The organism is Aeromonas sp. R2-4 (assembly GCF_040908365.1).
In the GTDB taxonomy this organism is placed as follows: Bacteria; Pseudomonadota; Gammaproteobacteria; order Enterobacterales; family Aeromonadaceae; genus Aeromonas; species Aeromonas veronii.
This window is the reverse complement of record NZ_JBFODO010000016.1, coordinates 99,165-125,167: the sequence shown is the minus strand read 5'-3', so window position 1 is coordinate 125,167 and position 26,003 is coordinate 99,165. Positions and strand designations below refer to the sequence as shown.

19 protein-coding genes are annotated in these 26,003 nt (G+C 57.9%); 11 read left to right on the top strand and 8 right to left on the bottom strand.

Going from position 1 to position 26,003, the window contains the following annotated elements; translation table 11 throughout:
• The first annotated feature begins 127 nt into the window (after nt 1-127).
• The 3 genes from AB5Z05_RS08240 (at nt 128) to AB5Z05_RS08230 (ending at nt 4,070) form a co-directional block, all read left to right on the top strand.
• Entirely contained in the window at nt 128-1,627 is a 1,500-nt protein-coding gene (locus tag AB5Z05_RS08240; protein WP_368150991.1) for a histidine-type phosphatase, read from the top strand.
• 353 nt (nt 1,628-1,980) lie between these two features.
• Entirely contained in the window at nt 1,981-2,538 is a 558-nt protein-coding gene (locus AB5Z05_RS08235; RefSeq protein WP_323970124.1) for a hypothetical protein, read from the top strand.
• Between the two features lie 20 nt (nt 2,539-2,558).
• Entirely contained in the window at nt 2,559-4,070 is a 1,512-nt protein-coding gene (locus AB5Z05_RS08230; RefSeq protein ID WP_368150989.1) for a glycosaminoglycan attachment protein, read from the top strand.
• 112 nt (nt 4,071-4,182) lie between these two features.
• Here AB5Z05_RS08230 and AB5Z05_RS08225 read toward each other — a convergent pair whose 3' ends face one another.
• The 3 genes from AB5Z05_RS08225 to AB5Z05_RS08215 all read right to left on the bottom strand — a co-directional run bounded on the left by AB5Z05_RS08225 (nt 4,183) and on the right by AB5Z05_RS08215 (nt 10,898).
• Nucleotides 4,183-6,558 (bottom strand): YgiQ family radical SAM protein, encoded by a 2,376-nt coding sequence (locus AB5Z05_RS08225; RefSeq protein WP_368150987.1) that lies wholly within the window; start codon nt 6,556-6,558, stop codon nt 4,183-4,185.
• Nucleotides 6,559-6,732: 174 nt separating this feature from the next.
• Entirely contained in the window at nt 6,733-9,849 is a 3,117-nt protein-coding gene (locus AB5Z05_RS08220) for an efflux RND transporter permease subunit (protein ID WP_368150985.1), read from the bottom strand.
• The gene (locus AB5Z05_RS08215) at nt 9,849-10,898 is read right to left on the bottom strand and encodes an efflux RND transporter periplasmic adaptor subunit (protein ID WP_368150983.1); all 1,050 of its coding nucleotides are present in this window, start codon (nt 10,896-10,898) and stop codon (nt 9,849-9,851) included. The genes AB5Z05_RS08220 and AB5Z05_RS08215 overlap by 1 nt, the downstream gene beginning before the upstream one ends.
• A gap of 197 nt (nt 10,899-11,095) precedes the next feature.
• Here AB5Z05_RS08215 and AB5Z05_RS08210 point away from each other — a divergent pair, with 197 nt between their 5' ends.
• Nucleotides 11,096-12,634, top strand: a complete 1,539-nt coding sequence (locus AB5Z05_RS08210) for a diguanylate cyclase (RefSeq protein ID WP_368150981.1) — start codon at nt 11,096-11,098, stop codon at nt 12,632-12,634.
• Between the two features lie 45 nt (nt 12,635-12,679).
• Entirely contained in the window at nt 12,680-13,555 is an 876-nt protein-coding gene (locus tag AB5Z05_RS08205) for a patatin-like phospholipase family protein (protein ID WP_124929951.1), read from the top strand.
• A 73-nt stretch (nt 13,556-13,628) separates the two neighbouring features.
• On the opposite strand, the gene AB5Z05_RS08200 is transcribed toward AB5Z05_RS08205, so the two are convergent.
• Together AB5Z05_RS08200 and AB5Z05_RS08195 are read right to left on the bottom strand one after the other, a co-directional pair.
• On the bottom strand, nt 13,629-14,969 hold the full coding sequence (locus AB5Z05_RS08200; protein ID WP_368150979.1) for an APC family permease: 1,341 nt from the start codon (nt 14,967-14,969) through the stop codon (nt 13,629-13,631).
• Nucleotides 14,970-15,168: 199 nt separating this feature from the next.
• The gene (locus AB5Z05_RS08195) at nt 15,169-15,435 is read right to left on the bottom strand and encodes a DNA-binding transcriptional regulator (protein WP_005338367.1); all 267 of its coding nucleotides are present in this window, start codon (nt 15,433-15,435) and stop codon (nt 15,169-15,171) included.
• Between the two features lie 258 nt (nt 15,436-15,693).
• Between AB5Z05_RS08195 and AB5Z05_RS08190 the strand changes: the two genes are divergently transcribed.
• The 4 genes from AB5Z05_RS08190 (at nt 15,694) to AB5Z05_RS08175 (ending at nt 20,193) form a co-directional block, all read left to right on the top strand.
• Nucleotides 15,694-16,290: a hypothetical protein gene (locus AB5Z05_RS08190; RefSeq protein WP_368150977.1), complete on the top strand. Its 597-nt coding sequence runs from the start codon at nt 15,694-15,696 to the stop codon at nt 16,288-16,290.
• Between the two features lie 308 nt (nt 16,291-16,598).
• Entirely contained in the window at nt 16,599-17,618 is a 1,020-nt protein-coding gene (gene ompA / locus AB5Z05_RS08185; RefSeq protein ID WP_368150975.1) for a porin OmpA, read from the top strand.
• Nucleotides 17,619-17,924: 306 nt separating this feature from the next.
• The gene (gene ompA / locus AB5Z05_RS08180; protein WP_005358919.1) at nt 17,925-18,923 is read left to right on the top strand and encodes a porin OmpA; all 999 of its coding nucleotides are present in this window, start codon (nt 17,925-17,927) and stop codon (nt 18,921-18,923) included.
• A gap of 232 nt (nt 18,924-19,155) precedes the next feature.
• Nucleotides 19,156-20,193: an OmpA family protein gene (locus tag AB5Z05_RS08175; protein ID WP_368150973.1), complete on the top strand. Its 1,038-nt coding sequence runs from the start codon at nt 19,156-19,158 to the stop codon at nt 20,191-20,193.
• Between the two features lie 85 nt (nt 20,194-20,278).
• Here AB5Z05_RS08175 and AB5Z05_RS08170 read toward each other — a convergent pair whose 3' ends face one another.
• On the bottom strand, nt 20,279-21,973 hold the full coding sequence (locus AB5Z05_RS08170) for an NAD-dependent malic enzyme (RefSeq protein ID WP_005338379.1): 1,695 nt from the start codon (nt 21,971-21,973) through the stop codon (nt 20,279-20,281).
• A gap of 69 nt (nt 21,974-22,042) precedes the next feature.
• On the bottom strand, nt 22,043-22,900 hold the full coding sequence (locus tag AB5Z05_RS08165) for an AraC family transcriptional regulator (protein ID WP_164461840.1): 858 nt from the start codon (nt 22,898-22,900) through the stop codon (nt 22,043-22,045).
• A gap of 120 nt (nt 22,901-23,020) precedes the next feature.
• Between AB5Z05_RS08165 and AB5Z05_RS08160 the strand changes: the two genes are divergently transcribed.
• The gene (locus tag AB5Z05_RS08160; protein ID WP_368150971.1) at nt 23,021-24,400 is read left to right on the top strand and encodes an MATE family efflux transporter; all 1,380 of its coding nucleotides are present in this window, start codon (nt 23,021-23,023) and stop codon (nt 24,398-24,400) included.
• Nucleotides 24,401-24,523: 123 nt separating this feature from the next.
• Nucleotides 24,524-24,772: a YciN family protein gene (locus tag AB5Z05_RS08155; RefSeq protein ID WP_005338382.1), complete on the top strand. Its 249-nt coding sequence runs from the start codon at nt 24,524-24,526 to the stop codon at nt 24,770-24,772.
• A gap of 33 nt (nt 24,773-24,805) precedes the next feature.
• On the opposite strand, the gene AB5Z05_RS08150 is transcribed toward AB5Z05_RS08155, so the two are convergent.
• A complete protein-coding gene (locus tag AB5Z05_RS08150) occupies nt 24,806-25,927 on the bottom strand; it encodes a GGDEF domain-containing protein (protein WP_151286690.1) in 1,122 nt (373 codons plus the stop codon).
• Nucleotides 25,928-26,003: the final 76 nt, after the last annotated feature.

Here is a 26,003-nt window from a genome sequence, read left to right as displayed (position 1 = left end):
TCTCTCCCCTCCCCTTGCTTACTGCTTTATCAGAAGTCATCAGCCTGTCATCTGGCTGACATCCCGCGGTCATTTTCAAGCTATAGAGTTTTTCACTTATTTTTCATATGGATAGATAAGGAATATCATGACTTTTCCGCGCTCTTCTTATGTGGCTTTGGCCGTCTCGCTGGTCTTGCTTGGCGGCTGCCAGTCAGAGAACGAATCGTCTGCCGACAGCCAGGACAAAACCGCCTACCAATACAGCACCAAAGCGGTCTACAGTCCGCAACAGCAGGCGGAGAGCTACGAGCCAGCGCCTCAGGGGTTCAGCCCGGTCTTTACCGAGATGGTGGCGCGCCACGGCTCGCGCTCCCTCTCCAGCCCGAAATATGACGTGCTGACCAAGCTGGTCTGGGAAGAGGCGCAGCGTCAGGGGGCGCTCACCCCCCTCGGGCAGGGGCTGGGAGGCAAGGTCGATCTGGTGACGGCCGCCAACCAGAAACTGGGTTACGGCCTGCTCTCGGCGCTGGGCAAGGAGGAGCACGCCAACCTCGCTACCCGGCTGGCGGCGCGGCTGCCGACCCTGCTCAACAGCAGCGAGCCCCACTGTATCAAGGTGGTCACCTCGGGCAAGGACAGGGCCAACGAAAGCGCCTTCTACTTTATGGAGAGCCTCAAGCGCAATGTGAGCTATGTCAGCGACTCGGCGCAGTGCTACCTCACGCAGGATGACCCCTCGAAGATCGACAAAAAGCTGGTCAACAAGTTCGAGCTCTACTTCCACAAGACCACGCCCGAGGGGGATTACGCCCGCTACCTGCCCGCCTATGAGAGCTACCAGCGCTTTATCGGTGACGAAGATGCCGGGATCGCCCCGGCCCCCGAGCTGGCCAGGGCGCTGGATCAGCTTAAAAACCTGAGCAAGACCAAAGAGATGGCTCGCAGCATGCTGGAGCGTATCTACAGCAAGGGCTTTGTCGACTATCTGGCGGGCGGCGTCGAGTTTGTCGCCGTCAACCCGGAAGATGGCGGCATGACCTATGTGCGCGACGAAGTGGATGCGGCCCTGATGCTCTACAACCTCTTTATCATCGGCCCCGGCATGATCCGCGAAGCGCAGGCACAGGGCAGCGAGCCCTGGGCGCTGGAGCAGTTCCTCACTCCACAGGAGTCTGCCTGGTTCTCCTACCTCTCCGATGCGGAAGATTTCTACGAGAAGGGGCCGAGCTTTGCCAACCAGAGCGCCCCCTACGCCATTGCCCAGCCGCTGCTCGACGGCCTGTTTGGCGAGGTGCAGCGTCAGGTGGTGGAGGGCGAGCAGAGCCGACAGGCCACCCTGCGCTTTGCCCACGCCGAAGCCATTATCCCCCTCGCCGCCCTGATGAAGCTGGAAGGGAGCCGTCAGGGGGCCAGCCCGGATCAGCTGTTCAGCCAGCAGAACAACGAGTGGCGCGGCGGCTGGGTCTCCCCCTATACCGCCAATATTCAGTGGGATATCTACCAGAACGGGCAGCGGCAGGTACTGGTCAAGATGCTCTACAACGAAAAGGAGATCGCCTTTAAGACGGGCTGCCAGTCCTACCAGAGCGGCAGCCACTACTACGACTTCGAGGAGCTCAAGCGCTGCTACGGCTATAACGGCTAACCCCTCGCGCGCCGAATATGGCAATCACCAGGGGCGACCAGCGGGTCGCCCCGTTTTACTTCCCTTCCCTGCTTGCCAGAGATCAATATGGCTATAAAGCCGCCTTCCGGTTCCATTTGCTGATCAAACGCAAAAAATGATTAATTTCTGATGGTTATATCACTTAAAGGCTCGCCTCGGCAGTTTCGTTTGGCTTACCATGGCCATTCAGAACCTGTTGAGCTGCGATGGGTTGCTGCTATCGCGGGTCAAGGGAGCATATTGGAAGCTGTAATGCACGGGTAAACGTATTTATATCTTAGTCAGAGCAAAGACATCATTAGTTTACTCATAAACAACTATTGGGGTAATTCATGCACAAATGGTTAGTAGGTATAAATAATCAAACTCTATCTGAGAAAGATAAAACTGTAGCTAAAATATATATCACGTTATTAAACTGGATAATAGCTACAAACTATAGAGGTGGGTGCCACGATACCTCAGCTATATTTCATATTATTTTAAATGAAGAAAATATAGAAAACACATTATGTATTGGTGAAGTTAAAACTGGTGATAAATACTTTGATCATTCTTGGATTGAAATTGATGGTCTAATTTATGACCCGGCAGTATGTATGCCACTTGAAGGCGGACGTTGGCATCCTCCAGTATTCAAATCCCAAGATTTAGATTTGCAAGAATCAACAAAGCTTATTTATGGTGCGCAATCTCCAGTAGGTCTAGATGATGTTGCTAAATGGGTTTCTCTTGTAGATCTTGGGACTTATGCGCTAGCACAACCAGATACTCCAGAAAAAATGTGGCATCTAGCCTCTTTTATTTTGATGGAATATGGACTTACACTAGAGCCAAATAAGATAAAAGATAAGTATAAAAAAGCAAAAAGAAAACATGTAGTCATTTAGCTTTTATAGATTAAATCCTTGTGAGTACAAGCTCCCAAAAATCATCAAAAATATTGAAGGCACATATGACAAAAATAACTAAAAGTGAAAAAAGAAAGAAAAAATTAAAAGCAAAATTAAAAGCATCAAGACATTCCCTGCATGAAGCAAATAAACTAGCCAATCAGTCTAAAAACATTTTTACTTATGGTAAAAATTTAACTAGAAGACAGTTTGACGCATATTGTTATTGCCGTCAACCTATGGTCAGATTCTTAGCTGATGAGGTTGAGTGGTATTCATTTTTTGATAACAAGCTTCTAGGGACTGTAATTAGAGATGTAACCGACAATGATTATGGATACATTTTACTAGGTAGAGATACCAGAAGATTGTTTCGTTGCATTGAGGTTGGAACAGAATTCTATTCAACCCCGAAAGAAGCAAGAGAGGCTCTATCTAACAAGATTTACAACAATTACTTAGGGAAAGTACAGGATATATATCCTCAATACGATGAAGTAGATGCTGGCTTTGAATTGTTTAAGGATAAAATACCCAAAGAAGAGCAACATAATGGCTACCTCATACTTAAAGATGAGCCCAGATATGAGGCAGCAAGAAATATTATTTCAGAGATCGCAAATTCATTTATAGATAATGATGGTCATTTCGAAAGAGAGTTCCAATCTGTAAATTTTCAAGCTAGATTGTGGGAATTATATTTACATGTTTATATTCATAATGCAGGCCTACTGGTTGAAAACAATCACCCAGCTCCAGACTTTGAAGTCTCTTATTTTGGTAAAAAAGTATTCATAGAAGCTGTTACTGTAAACCCGTCAGAAAACATTAATAGACCAGATCTGCCACCACCTCAAACATATGACGAGATAGAGGAAAGATTAAATGATTACATGCCAATAAAGTTTGGAAGTCCACTCTATAGCAAGTTAAAAAAAAGATATTGGGAAAAAGAGCACGTTGCAGGCCACCCATTAGTTTTAGCTATTCATGACTATCATAATGAAAATGCAATGACTTGGTCTAGAACTGCATTATCTGAATACTTATATGGTATGAGAAATAGAATTATTGATGGCAAGCCAAACTCTCATAAAATAAAAACTCACCGTTGGAATGGAAAAGAGATCCCTTCTGGCTTCTTCTATCAAGAACAAGCTGAAAATATTAGTGCAGTCATGTTTAGCAATCAAGCCACCATACCTAAGTTCAATCGAATGGGCAAGATTGCAGGACTAGGAAGTGCTAATGTGAAAATGATTAGAAATGGATTCCTATATAATCCCGATCCCGAAGCAATTCACCCAATACCATTTTCTAAAGATGTTGATGACCAAGATTATGAAGAATCATGGTCGGATGGACTTATCATGTATCATAATCCAAATGCAATACATCCTGTTGATCCGGATATATTTCCCGATATAAGTCATATTTTTTACTCAGATGAAGAAGGATTTTATGGATATCATCAGCCTTATGATGTACTTGGCTCAATAACAGTTGTGATAGATAAAATAAGGCCATAGAATGTAAAAAACAACTCGTTATAATCCATAGCTAATAAATCCGAGATAGCTGAAAAAAAAGGGCGACCATCTGGTCGCCTTTTTATTTCTATCGCTTTCCAGTCAGAAAAACTTACCGAGCCGGTCGCTTGGCACCATTGCCTTTAGCCGCAGGCTTGCCCCCTTGAGCTGCGGGTTTGGCGCCCGGCTTGGCAGAGCCTGCGCGGGTTGGCGCTTTGCCCTTATGGGCAGGTTTTCCGGCAGGTTTGCTCTTACCCGCATTCTGGCCAGCATGCTTGCCTTCGCCCTGTGCGGCCGGTTTGCCGTTAGCCGCCCCTTTCTGCAACTGGGAACCCGCCGGCTTGCCGCCGGTCGGCTTGTTGCCTGTGCCATTGCCACGCTGGTGACTGATGTTGCTGTGGCGAGTCAGGGCCGGTTTCATCCCCTTGCCGCTGGCGGCGCGCTCGTTGCGCCGCTCATTCCTACCCTCTGCAGGCACCAGACAGCCGGGGCCGTTGCCAATCAGGTGACCTTTGCCCATGGCGAGCAGGGCTTCGCGGATCATCGGCCAGCCAGCGGGATCGTGGTAGCGCAGCAGCGCCTTGTGCAGGCGGCGACGGCGCTCGCCCTTGGCGACAAACACATCGCCCCCCTCGCGGCTCACCTTGTTTAACGGGTTTTTCTCCGTGTAATACATGGTGGTGGCGTTGGCGAGCGGCGACGGGTAGAAGTTCTGCACCTGATCGAGCTTGAAGCGGTTCTCTTTGACCCAGAGCGCCAGATTGACCATGTCTTCATCTGTGGTACCCGGGTGGGCAGAGATAAAGTAGGGGATCAGGTACTGCTGCTTGCCCGCCTCTTTGGAGTATTTGTCGAACAGCTCCTTGAACTGGTAGTAGCTGCCCATGCCCGGCTTCATCATCTTGGAGAGGGGCCCCTCCTCGGTGTGTTCCGGCGCAATCTTGAGGTAGCCGCCGACGTGGTACTTGGCCAGCTCCTTGATATAGCGGGGATCTTCCACCGCGATGTCGTAACGCACGCCGGAGGCGATGAGGATCTTCTTGATCCCCTTGAGGTCGCGCGCCTTGCGATAGAGGTTGATGGTCGGGCTGTGGTCGGTGTCCATGTGCGGGCAGATGGTGGGCCAGACACAGGAGGCGCGACGGCAGGTCTGCTCGGCCTTGGGGCTCTTGCAGCGCAGCTTGTACATGTTGGCGGTAGGGCCGCCCAGATCCGAGATGACGCCGGTAAAGCCCGGCACCTTGTCGCGGATATCTTCGATCTCTTTCAAGATCGACTCTTCCGAGCGGCTCTGGATGATGCGCCCTTCGTGCTCGGTGATGGAGCAGAAGGAGCAGCCGCCAAAGCAGCCGCGCATGATGTTGACCGAGGTCTTGATCATCTCGAAGGCGGGGATCTTCTCGTTGCCATAGGCCGGGTGCGGCACCCGCTGGTAGGGCAGGCCGAATACGCCGTCCATCTCCTCGGTTTCCAGCGGGAAGGCGGGCGGGTTGACCCAGACGATGCGATCGCCGTGAGCCTGCGACAGGGCACGGGCGCAGCCGGGGTTGGTCTCATGGTGCAGAATGCGCGAGGCATGGGCGTAGAGCACCTTGTCCTCTTTCACCCGCTCGAACGCCGGCAGCTTCACATAGGTTTTTTCCCACGGCTTGGGCTTGGGCGGCTGCACCAGCACGGGTTGGGCCTCCTGCGCGGCCGGGGCCGATTCGGTCGCGTCATCCGAGCATGGGGCCCCTTCCATATAGGGGTTCATGATGGGATCGATGCGGCCAATCTGGTCGAGCTTGCTCGAGTCCACCCCTTTCCAGCCCGGCAGCGGCTCCTTGCGGATGACGGCGGTGCCGCGAATATCCTGCATGGTGTCGATGCTCTCCCCCGCTGCGATGCGGTGGGCCACTTCCACCAGCGGCCGCTCGGCGTTGCCGTAGATGAGGATATCAGCCTTGGCATCGAGCAGGATGGAGCGGCGAATGGTCTCGGACCAGTAGTCGTAGTGGGCGATACGGCGCAGGGAAGCCTCGATACCGCCGATGACGACGGGAACCTCCTTGAAGGCCTCCTTGCAGCGCTGGGTATAGACCAGGGTGGCGCGATCCGGCCGCTTGCCACCCACATCCCCCGGGGTGTAGGCGTCGTCGTGGCGCAGCTTTTTGTCGGAGGTGTAGCGGTTGATCATGGAGTCCATGTTGCCCGCGGTGACCCCGAAGAAGAGGTTCGGTTTGCCCAGACGCATAAAGTCATCCTTCGATGACCAGTCCGGCTGGGCGATGATGCCGACCCGAAAGCCCTGCGCCTCCAGCATGCGGCCGATGACCGCCATGCCGAAGCTCGGGTGATCCACATAGGCATCCCCCGTCACCAGAATGACGTCGCAGCTGTCCCAACCGAGCTTGTCCATCTCTTTGCGGGACATGGGCAGGAAGGGCGCCGTGCCGTAGCACTCGGCCCAATAGCGGGGATAGGAGAAAAGGTTGGGTACCGGCTGCATTTTGAACACCTGGAAAAATTCGGGTCGCGCATTATACCGGTTGCGGCCAAGGGGAGCGATGGCTTTTTGTCCCTATAGATCCCGCGGAATAGGCCGCCGCCCGCAATAGCAAGGGCGCCCGCAGGCGCCCTTGTGATGATGAGGCTGATTTACTGGCCTCCGTCAGGATTGAGGTCAGGGCGCCGGAGGGTGCGACTCCCCTGCCCCCTTGGCGGCCAGCGCTTCGTCTACCTGTTGATCCCGCGCCCCTGTCATGCCAGCGTGGCGGGCGATCAGATGGTAGATGGCGGGCACCACCAGCAGGGTCACCAGGGTCGCCAGCGACAATCCGAAGAAGACCACAGTCCCCACCGCCATCCGGCTCTCGTAGCCTGCCCCCATGGAGAGCATCAGCGGCACCGCGCCGATAATGGCGGTGAGCGAAGTCATCAGGATGGGGCGCAAGCGGCGCACCGAGCCTGCGATGATCGCCTCCTCGAACCCTTCGCCGCGCTGGCGCAACTGGTTGATGAACTCGACGATGAGGATGCCGTTCTTGGTCACCATGCCAATCAGCATGATCATGCCGATCTGGCTGTAGATGCTCATCTCCTGCCCCGTCAGCCAGAGGCCAAGCAGGCCGCCGAAGATGCCGAGCGGCACAGTCACCATCACCACCGCCGGGGTCAGGGTGCTCTCGAACTGGGCCACCAGCACCAGATAGACCACCAGCAGGGCGAGGCCAAAGACCAGCACCATCTCCCCCTGATTGTCGCGGTAATCCTTGGAATCACCGGCGTAATCCACCGTCATGCCGGTGGGCAGGTTGGCGTTGGCCCAGCCATCGAGGAAATCAAGGGCCTCACCCAGGGTGTGGTCGGGGTGCACGTCAGCGGTCAGGGAGATCGCCTTTTGCCGCTGGTAGTGGTTGAGGCGGTTGGCAGTCGCCACCTGCTTGACGGTGGCCAGAGTCGAGAGACTGACCATCTCGCCATTGGCGGCCTTCAGGTAGATACGGCCAAGATCCGAGATGCCGTTGAACTCGGTCTGGTTGCCGCGCAGGTAGACGTCATACTCCTCACCCCTGTCCACATAGGTGGTCTTGCTCGCCCCGCCCAGCAGGGTCTGCAAACTGTTGGCCACGGTGGAGACCGGAATGCCGAGCTGGCTGGCGCTGTCGCGATTGATGGTCACCTGCAGCTCGGGAGTCTTCTCGGCATAGTCGAGATCCGGGCTCAGCATCAGGCCGCTGCCCTGCGCTGCCTGTTGCAGCGCCAACCCTTGCTGGTAGAGCTCGGCATAGTCGTTACCCTGCAGCACGAACTGCACCGGTGCGGTGGAGCCGCCGCGAAAACCGGGCTGGAAGGTGCGGATCATCACATCGGGAATGCCGGAGAGCTTGGCACCCAGCGAGCGGGAGAACTCGGTGGCGGTGACATCGCGCTCGGCCCAGTCGGTGAGCTGGATGATCACCATACCGGTCTGATCGCCGCCACGGCCAAAGGCAGGGGTACTGAAGCTCAGCGCCTGCACTACCCCTTTGCCCAGCATCGGCATGATGGCGGACTCCACCTGCTGCATGTTGCGCTTCATCCGCTCGATGCTGGTCCCCTCTGCCCCCTTGACGAAGACATAGATGACGCCGCGATCCTCGGTCGGGGTAAGGCTGGTCGGCAGTTGGGTAAAGAGGGCACCGATACCGCCCAGACAGAGCAGCAGCACGAGCGGCGTCCAGCGGGAGCGACGCAGCACCCACGCCAGCAGGTGGCGATAGTGCCCCTCCAGCCAGCCGAGCCCGCGATCGAGCCCGGCGGTGAGCCGGTTCGGTTTATCCAGCGGGCGCATCAACCAGGAGCCCATGGCCGGGGTCAGGGTCAGCGCCACCAGCGAGGAGCAGAGCACCGCCAAGGAGAGCAATATCGCAAACTCGGTAAAGAGCCGCCCCACCATGCCATCCATAAAGGCGATGGGGACAAACACCATCACCAGCACGGCGGTGGTGGCGATCACCGCAAAGCCCACCTCGCGGGTGCCGTGCCAGGCGGCCAGTAGGGGCGGTTCCCCCCGCTGCAGATGGTGGTGGATGTTCTCCACCACCACGATAGCGTCATCCACCACCAGGCCGATGGCGAGAATAAGGGCCAGCAGGGTGATGAGGTTGATGGAAAAGCCGAAATACCAGGCACCGATAAAGGCAGAGATGAGCGACACCGGCACCGTAATGGCCGGAATCAGCGTGGTGCGCCCCTGCCCGAGGAACAGATAGAGCACCGCCACCACCAGCACGGCGCAGATGGCCAGGGTCTCGTACACCTCGTCGATGGCCTGCTTGATAAAGATGGTGGAGTCGTAATCCACCTCGAGCTTGGCCCCCTCAGGCAGGAAGCGCTGCATCTCACCGAGTTTCTTCTCGATCCCCTGCGCCACCGCCAGCGGGTTGGCGGTGGACTGGGCGACGATGCCGATACCCAGGCTCTCTTTGCCGTTGCGCTGATAGGCGCTGTCTTCGTTCTTGGCTCCCACCGCCACGTCGGCGATATCGGCCAGATAGACGCTCTGGCCGTTGGCGGCTGTGGTGACTTGCAGCTGCTGGAAATCTTCCGCTGTGTGATAGAGACGGGCGATCTGCACCGCCATGGTCATGGAGTTGTTGCGGATCTCGCCCCCCGGCAGCTCGATATTCTCCCGCTTGAGGGCCTCTTCCACATCGCTCACCGTGATACCACGGGCGGCCATGTCGGCCGGGCGCAGCCGCACATACATCACCTGGGTGAGATCGCCGGAGAGCGCCACTTCGCTCACCCCGTCCACCAGACTCAGGGGGTCGACCAGCACGCGGTTGGCGTAGTCGGTCATGGCGGTGCGATCCATCTGGCTGCTGCTGAAGTTGAGCCAGATCGCCACATCACCGTTGCCGCTGTCCTTGGTCACCAGCGGCTCGTCCACATCATCGGGCAGCCGGGGCCGCGCGCGGGAGAGGGCATCGCGCACATCGGAGATCCCCTCCACCATGTTCCAGCCGAGCTTGAACTCGACGGTGATCATCGAGCGCCCCTTGCGGGTCATGGAGTTGATGTTCTTGATACCGCTGATGCCGGAGAGCTGATCCTCGATGGGCTTGGTGACCTGACTCTCCATCACCGAGGGGGCGGCCCCCTCATAGGTGGTGGTGATGGAGACCGACGGGATCTGCACATCGGGCATCTCCCGCACCGTCAATTTGCTGAAGGCGACCAGACCAAACACGGTGAGCAGGGCGCTGAGCACCACCGCCACCAGCGGGCGACGTACTGAGATATCGGAGAGCCACATCAGCCGTTTACCTCGGCCAGATCACGCACCTGCACCCCATCACGCAGATTGACCAGCCCCTCGACCACGATGCGATCGCCGACCTTCAGCCCCTCGGTGACCCAGACGGTCTCCCCTTCGGTTTCGCCAAGTACCACAGGCACCCGCTTGACCCGGCCATCGGCCTCGAGACGGTAAACAAAGCGCTGCTCACCGGCGTACTCCACCGACTGGGCGGGGATCAGGGTAAGCTGCTGGGCAGGCAGCGCCAGCTCCACATTGAGCAGCATGCCCGGGCGCAACTGGCCGTTGCCATTGGGGATCATCACCCGCGCCTTGATGTTCTGGGTATCGTTTGAAATGCGGCTATCGAGGGTGGTCAGGGTGCCGTTGAATTGCTGATCCGGCCAGGCAGTACTGGTGGCGCTAACCGCCATGCCCGGGCGCAGCAGGGAGAGGTAACGCTCCGGCACCGCCAGATCGAGGCGCAGTTTGTCGAGTTCATCCAGATGCAGCAGGGTGTCGCCGCTGTTGACCAGCGCCCCTTCACTCAAGTCAATCAGACTCACGGTACCGGCAAAGGGCGCCTGCAGGGTACGCAGGGAGAGCTCGTAACGGGCGGCATCGAGGCGTGCCTGCACCTGGGCCACGGTGGCCTCCTGCCCCTCCAGCTCGGATTGGGTCACGGCGCCACGGGCCACCAGCTTGCGCATATCCCCCAGCTTGCGGTTCTCGTCGCGCAGACTGGCGCTCTGCTCGGCCAGCTCCGCCTGCTGCTTGCCCGCATCGAGTGCGATCAGGGTCTCCCCCTTCGCCACGCTCTGGCCAGATTGCACCGCAATCTTGACGATGCGACCGGTCACTTCGGGGCTGATGATAACGGAGCGATTGGCTGCCAGCTTGCCCACCAGCTTGAGGGTCGGCTCGGCCAGACTCTGTTTGACGGTTTGAGTGCGGATATTGACCTGTCTGGTCGGTGCTTTGGCGGCGGGTTCGCTGTGACGCAGCGCCCAGACGCCGGCAACCACGATTAGAAGAAGGCCCAAGCCGAGCCAGATACGCATTTTCATCGAACAGTCCATGAAGAGTGAGAGGGTAAATCCAGATTGGGGCCATTTTAGCCCCAGACTATGCCGTGACTATGTATAAATGTGACAAAACGTAACAAGAGCGGGATAAGCTCACTCTGTTTCAGGTCGCGCCGTTTGTTTTCACGCCACATCGCATACACTAACGACAATTTCCTTCGCAACCCGACTGACTGCCTATGCCCAAAATGTCTGACCACCGCTTTCTCACACGCCTGACCTGGCTCCTGTTTGCCGTGGTCATCCTGCTGATTGGTCTGACCTTGCGGCAAAGCCTGAAACAGATAGAACGCCTCTACCAGAGCGATACCCTCAACAGCGCCATCTACCTGCGGGATCGGTTCAAACAGACCGAAGTGTTTCTGGAGGCGATGCGCGGGCAGGCCGAAGAGCGACTGCGCAGCGACCCCCAGTCGGTGCTCACCCGCCAGCTCTATCGCCATATCGAGGCGCTGCCAGAGGGGCTGGCCCTCGACAAACTCCCCGGGGATTTACCGGCCGGACTGGCGGGCAACCTCACCGGTGACGGCCCACTGCCGCCCCCCGGCAGTGCGCGGGAGGCGCAACTTCATTTGGCCCTGAGCCTCTCCCCCTTGCTGGCCACCGCCAGTCAGCGCCTGGGCAGCGAGATCGCCTGGGCCTACTTCACTGGCGTGGACAACTTTATCTACCTCTATCCCTGGATCCCCTCCAGCCAGTTTCGCTTTGCCCGCAGCATCTATGACAAGCACTACTGGCAGGATGCGCTGATGTCACCCAACCCCAGCCGGGACACCATTCTCTCCCGCCCCTACGAAGATTTTGCCGGACTGGGCACCATGGTCACCATGTCCCAGCCTCTCTACAAGGACGGCTCGCTGGTAGGGATGATCAGCATGGACATCCTGCTCTCACGCTTGCAATCGCAGCTCAATCAACTGGCGCCAGCGCTGGGTGAGTATCTGCTGCTCAATCAGTACCATCAGGTGCTGGCCAGCAGCGCACACCAGCCCGTGGTGCCGCAAGACCCCGAGCCGACCGACGAATACCAGTGGCGGCAAGGGGCATTGCAACTGACCATGGCCATCCCCGATACCCCGTTGCGACTGGTGCACAACGTCACCCTGCTGCCGCTGGTGTGGGCCATGCTCTGCCAGTCCACGCCGACCCTGCTCGCCATTCTCTTTATGCTGCTGGCCGCCCTCTCCAACCTGAGATCCCATCGCCTCAACCAGCGGCTCAATTACCTCTCCTGCCACGATGCCCTCACCGGCGCCTTCAACCGCCACTATCTGGTGCTGCTGGAGCAGGCGGGCGATCTGACCCGGTTGCAAGCGGGGATCCTGATGTTCGATGCGGATCACTTCAAACGGGTCAATGACAACTTTGGCCATGCCGTCGGCGACATCGTGCTGATCCGGCTGGTGCAGCTCTGCCAGCAGCAGATTAGGCCCACAGATCGCCTGATCCGCTGGGGGGGCGAAGAGTTTCTGCTGCTGATTGGCCGCAGTAACGCCGCACAGATAGGCGAACTGGCGGAGCGGCTGAGAAAGGCGGTAGCAGATCACGACTGGGCCGCCATCGAACCCGGGCTGGAAGTCACCATCAGCCTCGGCTATCTGCCCCACCAGGAGAACCTTCCCCTGCACGAAGCGGTGCGCCGCGCCGATGTGGCGCTCTATCAGGCCAAGGCCAACGGTCGCAACCGCAGCGAAAGATGGCAGGGTGACGCCTCCTGACTCTCGGAGTAAGCTGAGCCCTCAACCCCTTTTTGGAGGACTGTCGTGCCACGTAAACCCCGCGTAGGGCTCGCTCTCGGGAGCGGCGCCGCCAGAGGATGGGCCCATATCGGCGTCATCCGCGCCCTTGAACGTCTCGGCATCAAACCGGATTTGATCGCTGGCTGCTCCATCGGCAGCTTTGTCGGTGCCGCCTATGCCGCCGGTGAACTGGATCGACTGGAAACCTGGGTGCGCGGCTTTACCCGCCTGCAGGTGGTCAGCCTGCTCGACCCGGCCCTCTCCGGCGGTCTGTTTCGCGGCGAAAAGGTATTTGGCCTTGCCGCCAGCCATCTGGGGGATCCCGATCTCGAGAGCCTGCCCATCCCCTTCGCCTGCATCGCCACCGAGCTCGATACCGGCCGCGAGATCTGGCTGCAACAGGGCCCGCTGCGCCAGTCGGTGCGCGCCTCCTGCGGCATGCCGGGGATCCTCACCCCGACCCGGATCAACGACCGCTGGCTGGTCGATGGCGCCGTGGTCAATCCGGTGCCCATCTCGCTGGCCCGCGCCATGGGGGCCGAGGTGGTGATTGCGGTCAACCTCAACACCGATATGCACCAACCCTGGACCGACGAGCCGGATCAACCCGGCAGCGGCGGCCTGCTCAGCCAGTGGCTCAATCGCGGTGAAACCGCGCCAGCCACTCCGGGTCTGTGGAGCGTGATGAGTGGCTCCATCAACATCATGCAGGAGCGGATCACCCGCGCCCGGATGGCAGGTGACCCGCCGGAGATCCAGCTCTGCCCGCGCCTTGGCAGCTTCTCCATCATGGATTTTCATCGCGCCAGCGATGCCATCAACGAGGGGGAAGCCTGCGTCGAGCGCAATCTCGATCAGCTCAAGGATGAACTGGGCCGCCTCGGGTTGCTGGGCAGTTAGTTGTCGACATGCAGCGGTTTACACATGAAAAAAGCGCCATTCGGCGCTTTTTTTTTTCAACTCACTTACCCGGTTACTCCTTACGGTAGAAGAGCAACCCGAGCAGAATCACCCCCACAGAGACCAGCAGATAGAGTCCCAGACTGGGATTGGTGATACCGCCATACAGAATGATGAGCGCGCCCAGGGTGGCGCAGGTCGGGCTCACAAACCGCTTTATCCAGCCCAACTCGGTAAAGGTGCGCATGTACCAGACATAGAGGAACAGATAGAGGCCATAAATCAGCACGATCGGCATCTCGTCCAGGGCGATGTAACGACCGAATGTCTCGTTGATGCTGCAGTACCACAGCACTGAGTAGATCACCGACAACAGCGCTGCCGCGAGGGCCGAGTTGATTGGCATGTGGTGATGCGGTTCGATACGGCTCATCCACTTGGGGGCTGGCCCCTGATTGCGGATCGCCAGCGAGTAGGGAATGCGCATGGTCGCCAACACCAGACCATTGAGGGTGCCGAGGCAGGAGATAATCACGAACACGGTCAAAATGGTCGAGGCAGTCCCGCCAAACAGGCTGGTTGTCGCGAGATTTACCGCGTTATCCCCTTGCGCCACTATCTCGTCCGTCGGCAAGACGCTGGCGATCCCCAGAAAATAGGTGACATAGACCACAAAGACGATCAGGGTGCCAATCACCAGCGCTCTGGGCAGATTCTTCTTGGAATCGCGAATTTCGCTGTTGATGGTCACGGCGGCAATCCACCCCTCATAAGCGAAGGCGGTGGCAACCACGGCCGTAGCCAGAGTGCCTCCGGTGCTTCCTATCCCATCCATTGCCTGCACAAAGTTGGTCACGGTGACACCATTGAGCAAGCCTGAAATGGTGCCCACAATGGCAACCAGGATCAGCGGGATCAACTTGATCAGGGTAGAACCCACTTGCAGCTTGCCCGCCAGGACCGGGGTGTAGAAGTTGATCAGATAGGTGACCGTCATATAGACAGCCGCCAGTATCCAGGTCGCACCAGAGTTGGTCGGATTATCACTACCGAGCAAGATCATGGTGTACAGAGCGGCGACCCAGGCAAGGATGGCGGAAAGAGGGGCGTAATAGAGTACGCCTTTGAACCACCCCACCAGATAACCAAACATTTTGCCGTATGCCGCTTCGGCATAATCGACGATACCGTTGGACTTTTCGATCCGCTGGGCAAACTCGGCAAACACCAGCGCGCCGAAGATCATCGAAAACGCTCCCAGCGCCCATGCCAGCAGCGCAATGGCCAGATTACCGCCAGTCAGACGCAGTACATCATCGGCCTTGAAGAAGACACCGGAGCCGATCACCACGCCGACCACCATCGCAATGGCAGTCATCAGGCCATAGCGTTTATCCAACTCATTACTGCTCATACCCATACTCCATACGATTGCTCATATCATCCTGAATGTAATAGTGTTCAGGTGGCCAGATACCACCAGGGGCCCACTTTTCGGGGCCGCTTATTCTCGTTGGCCTGCATGGATAATTCAAAGCGTGTTAGATCAAAATATCGATCGGCAACCCAAAAAAAATACCGCCCGAAGGCGGCATTTCTATTCACATCGATGATCACGCCTTGGCGAGGTCATCCGGGCCAATCTGGCCGATTTCGGCGACTTTCTTGTCTGCCAGCAGCCAGAGGGTGAACTTGTGCAGATCCGGGTGGTGCGCCAGGGCAACCAGGAAGGCGCCCCCAACTTCACGGTAACCCAGCTCGTAGTTTTTCAGCGTAGTGGGAGGAACACCCAGCAAATCTGCAAACTTCGGACGGCTCAAACCGACCGCTTCACGGATCTGACGGATCTTCTTGCCAACAGTGACGATATTTGAATTCATAATGTTCCATACTCCGTTTGGCGGATTTACTCCGCCTTTTATTTTTCGCGACGACTCGTAGTCAAGTGTATCAGTTTTGTTCGGACTCGTTATGGTCGAGCCTCTATCTTATGAGCGCCTTTCGGCGACAACCCTTGCCTTCAAGGGGGGATGGTAATCGCTCAGCCGCCTCAGGTAAACAGTCTCGAAAAGAAACCTTTATTGTGGCCCCCCCAATAACTCGTATAATCCGCCGGATACCCATTAAGAGGAATAAGTATGGCGTTTCCCGGCATTATCTCTCGCCTGCACCCCGTATCCAGCACAGAAGAACTGGCACAACAGCGCCTGCAAGGTGAACAATATCGCGCCGAAGCATTCTGGCTTCCGGCCTTGATGTCCTGCCACGCCAGCGAGCTGCTGGCCGCCCTGCCGGAGAGCTGCAGCCTGTTTCTTGAACAGGCATGCCCGGACCTGGCCTTGCGCAGCCACGACGGCACCCTGCATAACAATGAGCAGCTCATCACGGTAAACGGTCAGGCAATTGCGCTGGCAACCACTCAAGGTGATGGTGGTCTGGTGCCCGAATCGGGCATGTGCGAGATGGCCGACTGGCTGGAGGCGGGACATCGCCACTTCATCTGTTCAGCTGCGGTTCAGCCTGTGGCTCGCGCCATCCTCAACATCTGGCCCCTTGACCCCTATCTGGCCCGGCATTTCTTGATGACATTTACCCCCCTGCTGCAGAGCGCAACCCAGGCAGATTACCTTGCGGTCTTTACCGCCAGAGCGAATCCTGCCAGCCCGCATAGCGACTGGGTTCAGGCTTATATGAAGCTGGAGAAGAAACTGCACAGGGCCTATCTGGATCACTAATTAATCAAAATAAACAGCCAGTTAAGGGCACGACACAATTTGCCACAAGGCTCATTTGTGAGCTTGATCATGTTTTAAAATCGGCATAGAGTGCGCCTCGTCATCGGAATGACATCAGTTGCCTGGCAGTGGTTTCTCACGCATTGCGTGCCATGCCAGCGCACTCGACACACCAGGAGAGTGTGCAACCCGGTTATACCGGGTCATCTGCCAGACTCGACGCCAGCCGTACGGCGGAGCCTGCAGCTTACATAAATTACAAAGTGTGAAGCACGTGAATAACGTGCGATCTCAACGAGGATTTTTTTATGATGAAAATGGCTCCTTCCATGATCGCCATCGCCATGGCTGCTCTGGGTGCTACCGCTGCTCACGCCGCTGACGACATCTACTTCGGTGCCGGTGTCGGTGCTACTCACTTCAACGGCCTGAACAAGCTGGAAAACACCAATGTAGGCCAGGAAGACGCGGCTGCCGCCAACGCCTTCATGGGTTACAACTTCACCGAAAACTTCGGTACCGAACTGGGCTACCAGTACACCGGTCGTGGCAACACCAACGGCAACCGTTACGAGAGCCAGGGTGCCACCCTGTCCGGTATCGCCCGTCTGCCGGTTGGCAACGACTTCTCCCTGTTCGCTGAAGGCGGCGCCTACTGGGGTCACACCGATGGTCTGGGTACCAGCGACACTAAAGTTTCCCCGCTGGCCGGTGCTGGTGTGACTTACAAGGTAAATGACGCGCTGGATCTGCAAGCTCGCTACCGCTACATGTGGGACGTGGCTGACCTGCACGCCAACGGTGAGCGTTACAAGGCCAACCAGAGCATTGCTACTCTGGAAGCGGTATACCACCCGTTCCGTACTTCCTACGTAGCTCCGGTAGCTGCTCCGGTAGTTGAAGAAGCGCCGGCTCCTGCTCCGCAAGTGGTAGAGAAGAACTTCGCCCTGAACTCAGACGTGCTGTTTGCCTTCGGCAAAGACACCCTGAAGCAGGAAGGCGTTGCAGCCCTGAACGGTCTGTATCAGCAAATCGTTGAGTTCCAGCCGAAAGATGGCAACGCTGTTGTTGTTGGTTACACCGACCGTATCGGTTCCGACGCTTACAACCAGAAGCTGTCTGAAGCCCGTGCCCGTACCGTTGCCAACTTCCTGGTAAGCAAAGGTATGGCTGCCAGCAAAGTTGCCATCGAAGGTCGTGGCGAAGCCAACCCGGTTACCGGCACCAAGTGCAACGGCGTAACTGCTAAAGCTCAACTGATCTCCTGCCTGGCTCCGGATCGTCGCGTAGAAGTTCGCGTATCTGGCGTACAAGAAGTTCAGCAATAATCTGACCTCGTTCAGATAGTGCGAAAAAAAGGGATGCTGCGGCATCCCTTTTTGTTTGCCTAGTTTTCGCTTGCATCCCTCACTCCCGCCTCCCTGCCCTTGCCTGCCCCGTCCCGAAAGCATAAAGTAGTTGCGCCTGTAAGGTATTGGATAAGCACTAAAAAGCGCTTCTTGTCCGGTCTGTTGTCCATGACGCAATGCATCATGAGAGTCCAAAGCCTTCGCTATCCACTTTGCTGGCGATTTTTCGCAGCAATAAAAACAAGTGCATTGCCCGACATGGGCTAACACAACGAGGATAAACCGATGAAACTCAAAATGGCTCCTACCCTGATTGCACTGGCGCTCGCCGCCGCAGGCACCACAGCTCAGGCTGCCGATGACTGGTACACCGGTGTTGGTGCAGGTTGGGCATATGCCCACGGTCTGGATGATTTTGGCAAAGACACTGACAAAGACGCCACTGCGCTGAGCCTGTTCGGCGGTTACAACTTCAACGACTACTACGCAGCTGAACTGGGCTACCTCTACGCCGGTAAAGCGGGCGTTGACGGTGCCGATTTCAAAACCCAGGGTGCCACCCTCTCCGGTATCGCCCGCCTGCCGCTCGGCGATATCTTCTCGGTGTTTGCTGAAGGCGGTGCCTACTTCAATCACGTCAACGGCAATGGCAACAGCGACAACGGCACTGCGCCGCTGGCGGGTCTGGGCCTGACTGCCAAGCTCTCCGACCTTATCGATGTGCAAGCACGCTACCGCTATCTGTGGAATCTGGGTGACGAGCAGAAAACCTGGGAGAGCGACATGAGCGTCGCGACCCTGGAGCTGGTGATGCACCCGAACCGTACCTCTTATGTTGCCCCGGTTGCCGCCCCTGCGCCTGAGCCGGTTCCCGAGCCGGTACTGGTCGACAAGAACTTCGCCCTGAGCTCTGACGTGCTGTTTGCCTTTGGCAAATCCACCCTCAAGCCAGAAGGTGTCGCAGCGCTGAACACCCTGTATCAGCAGATCGTTGATGTTCAGCCGAAAGATGGCAGCGCCGTGGTCGTCGGTTACACCGACCGTATCGGCTCTGACGCCTACAACCTGAAACTATCCGAAGCGCGTGCCCGTACCGTAGCCGACTTCCTGGTTGGCAAAGGTCTGCCGGCTGGCAAAGTTGCCATCGAAGGTCGCGGTGAAGCCAATCCGGTCACTGGTACCCAGTGCAACAGCGTCAAGGGCAAGGCTCAGCTGATCTCCTGCCTGGCACCGGATCGCCGCGTAGAAGTACGCGTCACCGGCGTGCAGCAAGTACAACAGTAATCCTGCAGTCCGACATAACAAGGAGGCCACCTGGCCTCCTTTTTCTTACCGCTTATTTCACCCACTTTGTAACCCTCTATTGCCCCCTTCCTCTTCCCGTCTCGCGCCCTAGTTCACGGCGTGTCGCCCCCCATACCTCTTTGGTGGTTAAAAACAGCCCGTCACCTATACATAAGTGTGGGGTTTGGCCAGCAGGCAACCCCACTACACCAAACATCGACGAGGATACGCGATGAACATAAGAGTAAAACCTGTGTGGATTGCACTGGCATTGGCGAGCACAGGCGCACAAGCGGAACCGGTGCACGACTGGTATGCCGGGGTTGGCGGTGGCTGGGCCATTGCCCACAATCTGAATGATTTCAGTCAGGATGTTGGCAAGGATGCGACTGCGCTCTCCCTGTTTGGCGGCTACAACTTCACGGAAAGTCTGGGGGCCGAGATTGGCTATCTCTCCACCGGTGACTGGGATATCAGCGGCCATGACTTCAACAGCAAGGGAGCCACGCTGTCAGTCATTGGCCGCCTGCCGCTCAGCGAGATGTTTTCGATCTTTGCCGAAGGCGGTGGCTATATCTATCACGTCGAGTCGGTCAATGGCGGGGACGACAACCTGGCGCCGCTGGCCGGTCTGGGAGTGACAGCCCGGCTCCATGATTGGATCGATCTGCAGGCACGCTACCGCTACATAGTGCGCGTTGGCGATGATCCGGATAACGGCAAAGCCAACAGCGGCACCCAGCGCTGGGTCAGCGACATCAGCACCGCCACGCTGGAACTGGTGATCCACCCGAACCGCAGCCAACCCAAAGAAGCAGCCCCCACGCCCGCCCCGGTCGTGGTTCCCACGCCACCGGCCGAACCGGAAGTGGTAGATCAGACCTTCAACCTCAGTTCCGATGTGTTGTTCGCCTTTGGCAAAGCGGACCTCAAACAGGAGGGGATGAGTGCGCTGGACGATCTCTACCAGCAGATCGTCGACGTGCAGCCCAAGGATGGCAGTGCGGTCGTGATGGGGTATACCGACCGTATCGGCTCGGATGCCAACAATCAGCGGTTGTCAGAAGCTCGGGCCCAAACCGTTGCCGACTTTCTGATCAGCAAGGGATTGCCTGCCGACAAGGTGAGCATCCAGGGCAATGGCGCGAGTAATCCGGTCACCGGCAACCAGTGTGATGCCATCAAGGCGAAGGCGGCGCTCATCGACTGCCTTGGGCCGGATCGCCGGGTAGAGGTGCGTGTCACCGGCGTACAGGGCGGCAGCGAGTAGTTCATCTTGAGGCGATAACCATGTCAGACGTGCAGTAAAAAGGGATGCCGAGGCATCCCTTTTGCTTTGCGTCTTTGCGCAGAAATCAGAACGAAGTGCGGCGGTAGCGGCGATATTCCGGATGCCAGAAGTTGGCGTCGATGGCCTGATCGATCACCTCGTCCGGGGTCTGCACCGCCTTGCCCTGCAGCATGGCGGTCTTGGCCACCATCTTGGCGATGTAGCGGGAGACCTGATGGATATCCGCCAGATCCGGCAGCAGGGAGCCCTCCTCCCCTTTCACCAGCGGCGAGCACTCCGCCAGCGCGCGGCTGGCCGACATCAGCATGGCGTCGGTCACCCGGGTGGCGCCGGAGGCGATGACGCCAAGGCCGATCCCCGGGAAGATGAAGGAGTTGTTGCACTGGGCGATGACGTAGCGCTTGCCCTTGTGCTCCACCGGTGCGAACGGGCTGCCGGTGGCCACCAGCGCCTGACCGTCGGTCCAGCGGATAAGGTCTGCCGGCGTCGCCTCGACCCGGGAGGTGGGGTTGGAGAGCGGGAAGATGATGGGACGGGCACAGTGCTTGTGCATGGTCTTGACCACCTCTTCGGTAAACAGCCCCGGCTGGCCGGAGACCCCGATCAGGATGTCCGGGCGACCATGCTCCATTACCTCCAGCAGGGAGATATTGTCCCCCACCGGCCAGTCGGCGATGCGCTCCACCGGTTGGGAGAGACGGCGCTGGAAGTCGAGCTGGTTGGGGATCTTGTCGGTGATAAGACCAAAGCGGTCCACCATAAAGACACGGCTGCGGGCCTGGGCATCGGTCAGCCCCTCGGCCTTCATCTGTGCCACGATCTGCTCGGCAATGCCGCAACCGGCGCTGCCCGCACCGAGGAAGGCAACCCGCTTCTCGGAGAGCTTGGCGCCGGAGGCCTTGCAGGCGGCGATCAGGCTGCCCAGGGTCACGGCAGCAGTGCCCTGAATATCGTCGTTGAAGCAGCAGAGCTCGTTCTTGTAGCGGTTGAGCAGTGGCATGGCGTTGTTCTGGGCGAAGTCCTCAAACTGCAGCAGGATATCGGGCCAGCGGCGCTTGACCGCCTGAATGAAGGCATCGACAAACTCGGCGTACTCATCCCCCGAGATACGCGGGTTGCGCCACCCCATATAGAAGGGGTCATTCAGCAGTTGCTGGTTGTTGGTGCCCACATCCAGCACCACCGGCAGGCAGTAGGCGGGCGAAATGCCGCCACAGGCGGTGTAGAGGGAGAGCTTGCCGATGGGAATGCCCATGCCGCCGATACCCTGATCACCCAGACCCAGGATCCGCTCGCCATCGGTCACCACGATCACCTTGACGTTCTGCTTGGTGGCGTTTTGCAGCATGTCATCGATCCTGTCCTTGTCCGGATAGGAGATAAACAGGCCACGGGCGCGGCGATAGATGTTGGAAAACTCTTCGCACGCCTTGCCGACCGTCGGGGTGTAGATGATGGGCAGCATCTCGGTCAGGTGGTTGTGCAGCAGACGGTAGAACAGTGTCTCGTTGGTATCCTGGATGTTGCGCAGATAGATGTGCTTGTCCATGTCGTTGCCAAACGCCATGAACTGGCGATAGGCGCGCTCGGCCTGCTCTTCGATAGTCTCGATATTCTGGGGCAACAGACCTTCGAGGTTGAAGTTGCTGCGCTCTTCACTGGTGAAAGCGCTGCCCTTGTTGAGTAAAGGGGTCTCCAGCAGGGCGGGACCGGCGTAGGGAATGTAGAGAGGACGTTTCTGGTTATTATCTTCAAACATGGATCTTGGTACCTAAACGGTTAGCTAGACGCAGGGACACGCCGATCCTAGGGGCTTGTCTCGTTAATTTCAAAGAGTTTGCACATCCGTTGCAAAAGGTTTGCGACCCAGTCGACGAAAGGCGCCGGGGGTCTGACCAGTCAGACGACGAAAGCGGTTGGCAAAGTTGGCCCCATCGCTGTAACCGACCCGGGCCGCCAGCTCGCCAAGTGGCCAGTTGGTATAGAGCAGCAGCTGGCGCGCCTTGTTCATTCTGAGCTCGGTCACCCTCGCCATCGGCCCCATACCGAACGCTTGCTGACAGAGCCGGTGCAGATGGGGAACGGAGCAGGCCATCTGTCGGGCCAGCAGGGCGACACTCCAGGGTTCGTCCAGGCGCGCCTCCACCCGGCGAAACAGAGCCTGCAATCTAAGTTCAGGGGTGCCGCGCACCTCCCCTTGCAGGGTGCGCTCCAGCAGCGCCAGCAACAGGCTGAGCAGTTGAGGTTGCAGCGAAGAGCGAACCCCCTCCCCCTGCATCAGGCTGAGCAGATGGTAGAGCTGATCGCCGCCATCCCCTTGCCAGATACGGTGACCAAGGCGATGCAGGTGCTGCCAGCGTGGCACGTCATCGAGCAAAATCCAGCTGATCTGCCAACTTTCGCCAATCAGCTTGAGACCACCGGGCACGGCGGCGGGCAGGAAAATCAGTGACCCGGCCGGAATGGCTTGCTCACCCTCGTCGGTGAGCAGCGCGCCACCCTCATCGTGACTCACCATCAGGATGTGAAACTCGGGGCGATTGCGGCGGATCAGGTAGTGATCCCGCACCCGGGAGAGGCCGGTCAGGAAGATCCCTACCTCGCCGAGCAGGGGCAGCCCTTCACGTCCCAGCATCTGCTCTTCACAGGCTGGCGCTATCTCCAGACACTCGCTGGCAAATGGCATAACACCTCAACAGGATAGTTTTACACAAGAAAACCGAGAGCTACTCACAGTGAGAAGAGCCTCGTCAGCACCTATCATACCCCTGACAAACCTTGCTTTTCTCATACCCGGTTAACAACTATGAATTATTGGCAAGCGATTTTAAAACAAACCACCGATCGCGAGTTCATGACCCGATTGTGGCGGCTGGCCCTGCCTGTCTCGCTGCAATCCATGATGTTCTCCCTGCTCGGCCTCATCGATATCATGATGGTGAGCCAGCTTGGCACCACGGCTGTGGCGGCGGTCGGCTTGGGTAACCGGGTCTTCTTCTTCAATCTGCTGGTGATAGCGGGCCTCGCGGGCGGGGTCTCGGTATTGGCAGCACAATACTTCGGGCGCGGGGAGATGGCTGGGGTGCGCCGCTCCCTGGCGCTGGCCATAGTGGGCGCCTTGCTGGTCACCCTGCCCTTTGCCTTCATCTATGTGTTATCACCGGGCAGCGTACTCGGTTTTGCCAGTCAGGATCCGGCGCTGCGGGCACTGGCGGATCAATTCTTGATGATCACCGGCGCCACCATCCTCTGTACCGCCATCGTGGTGCCGCTGGAGTCAGCCCTGCGCTCGGTCGGCAATGCCGCCGCGCCGACCCGCATCGGCATTATCGCCATCATCGCCAACGTCATCCTCAACTACGCCCTCATCTTCGGTCACTTCGGCTTCGAGGCGATGGGGGTCGCCGGCTCGGCCTGGGGCACCACCATTTCCCGGCTGCTGCAGACAGCCCTGCTGCTGCTCTACGTAAAGCGTTATGAGGCGCGCCTGATCCCGCGCGCACCAGACTGGCTGGCCGCCTTCAAGCGCAAGGAGGTGGTGCGCTTTACCCTGATCGCCCTGCCGCTGCTGTTCCATGACGGCCTCTGGGCCTTCGGCATGCTGATTTACGGCTTTCTCTATGCCCATCTTGGCACCGATTCGCTGGCCATCATGACCACACTCGGCACCCTGGAGAGCATCCTCATCTCCCTCTTCTTCGGGCTGGCGGTGGCCTGCTCCACCCTGCTCGGTCACCGGCTTGGCGCCGAGGAGTACGAGGTCGCCTGGCAGCACTCCCAGCTCTTCCTGCTGCTCGCCCCCATCGGCGCCCTGCTGGTGGGGATCATCGTCTGGCTGCTGCAAGCCAACCTGCTGCAGTGGGTCGGCAACCTGCCCCCCGAGCTGATGACGGAAGCGGGACAGGTGCTCGGCATCATGTGCCTCGGGATGCTGCTCAAGGTGTTCAACATGGTGGGGATCATCGGAGTGCTGCGCTCTGGCGGTGATGTGAACTACAGCATCTTTATCGACATCGTCGGCATGTGGTGCATCGGCATCCCGCTCGCCTGGGTGGCGGTCACGCTGCTCGGCTGGCCCCTCTCCTGGGTGGTGGCGGTGGTCTTGCTGGAGGAGTTCAGCAAGGTGTTGCTGGTGCAGCGCCGTATTCGCCAACGCTGCTGGTTGAAGAATCTGGTGATCGGATAAACAGCCACAAATCGGGGTCATATCAATGACAGAAAAACCCTGTTTGCAGTATGCTGGGCGCCTCTTCAATCAGAGACAGGGATCCACGGTTTCCCTGTCCAGTAGTCGTTTAAGGAGACGAGCATGCAACCACAGAAAGAGCTGATCACCGAGACGGCCCTGCTTGAGATGGCCAACAAGATCATCAAAGAGCATGAAGACTTCATCCACGGTATGCGCGCCGATTCGGTGGAGCAGAAGGGGGATATTCTGGTGTTCAAGGGGGAGTATTTCCTGGCCGAAGATGGCACCCCGACCGGCAAGACCATGGCGGTCTTCAACATGTTCAAGCTGCTGGCCCAGCAGCTCTCCGGCAAGTACAAGCTGGCCTGATCGCACCAGCACATTGCCAACAGGATGCCGCCCTCAGGCGGCATCTGTTTTTGCGCGGTTCTGCCCCTCGACCACCACGCAGTTGCGTCCCGCCATCTTGGCCTGATAGAGACACTCGTCGGCACGGTTGATCAGAATATCGATGGTGTCATCGGCACGAGCCATGGCAATCCCGATACTCACCGTCACCTCCAGCAATTCGTCCGAGGTGGGACTCTTCACCAGCCGCGCCTCGACAGCAATGCGCAGCCGCTCGGCCATTTTGCTCGCCAGCGCCGGATCGGCGCAGTTGTGCATCAGGATGGCAAACTCTTCGCCGCCATAACGCCCCAGCACCATATCAGGCTCCAGCTGCTCCCCCAGGGTAGTAGCCACCTCCTTGAGCACCGCATCCCCCGCCAGATGGCCGTAGATATCGTTGATCCGCTTGAAGCGATCGAGATCCAGCAGCATCACCGCAAAGGGCTTCTTCTTGAGTTGCAGCCGGATTCTGGCCTGCTCCAGCTGCTTCATCAGCAGGCGGCGGTTCATCATGCCGGTCAGCTCATCGGTGGTCGATTCCCGATAGAGCCGCAGCAGCATGTTGAGTTGGCCGCACTGCACCCAGCAACTGGCCATGGTAAACATGCCGAGCACCCACACCTGATTCAGGGTGGCCTGACTCCAGATGCTCTGGCCTACCAGCAGCCAGTGGCCCAGCAGCATGGTCACCAGTACCACGCCTGCCAGTTGCAAGCCGAGGGAGAGGGGGATGGGGAAGATGGCAAACAGGGTGATCAGCAGATAGGGAAAAGCAGCATAGCCCGCCTGCAACTCCTGTCCTACGCCAAAGCTGTTCAGGCAGAAGAGGGAGAAGAGCATCATCACGGCCATCAGGTAGCCAAGGGCCAGCTTCATCCGCTCCCGCTTGAAGTGGATGAGGTACGAGAGCGGAATAAGTGGCGAGAGCGCCAGGGTGCAGAAGATCCTGGCCTGGAACAGCTGCTCGAAATGAACGGCGGGCAAGGTCAACCAATCCACCACTGCCCAGGCGGGCAATCCAAGCATCAGCAAGCAGGTCAGCAGGCGCAACCGCACCGTCATAAACCCCATGCGAGTACGAGTAAAATCTTCGGAGTGAACCCTCGCACTCCAGAACTCTGACAACTTGAGCATCCAGAGTCTCCACGATGAATACTGAGGGCTCATTCTACACCTACAAAGTGGTAAAAATGTCATTAGCGGGGAGAAT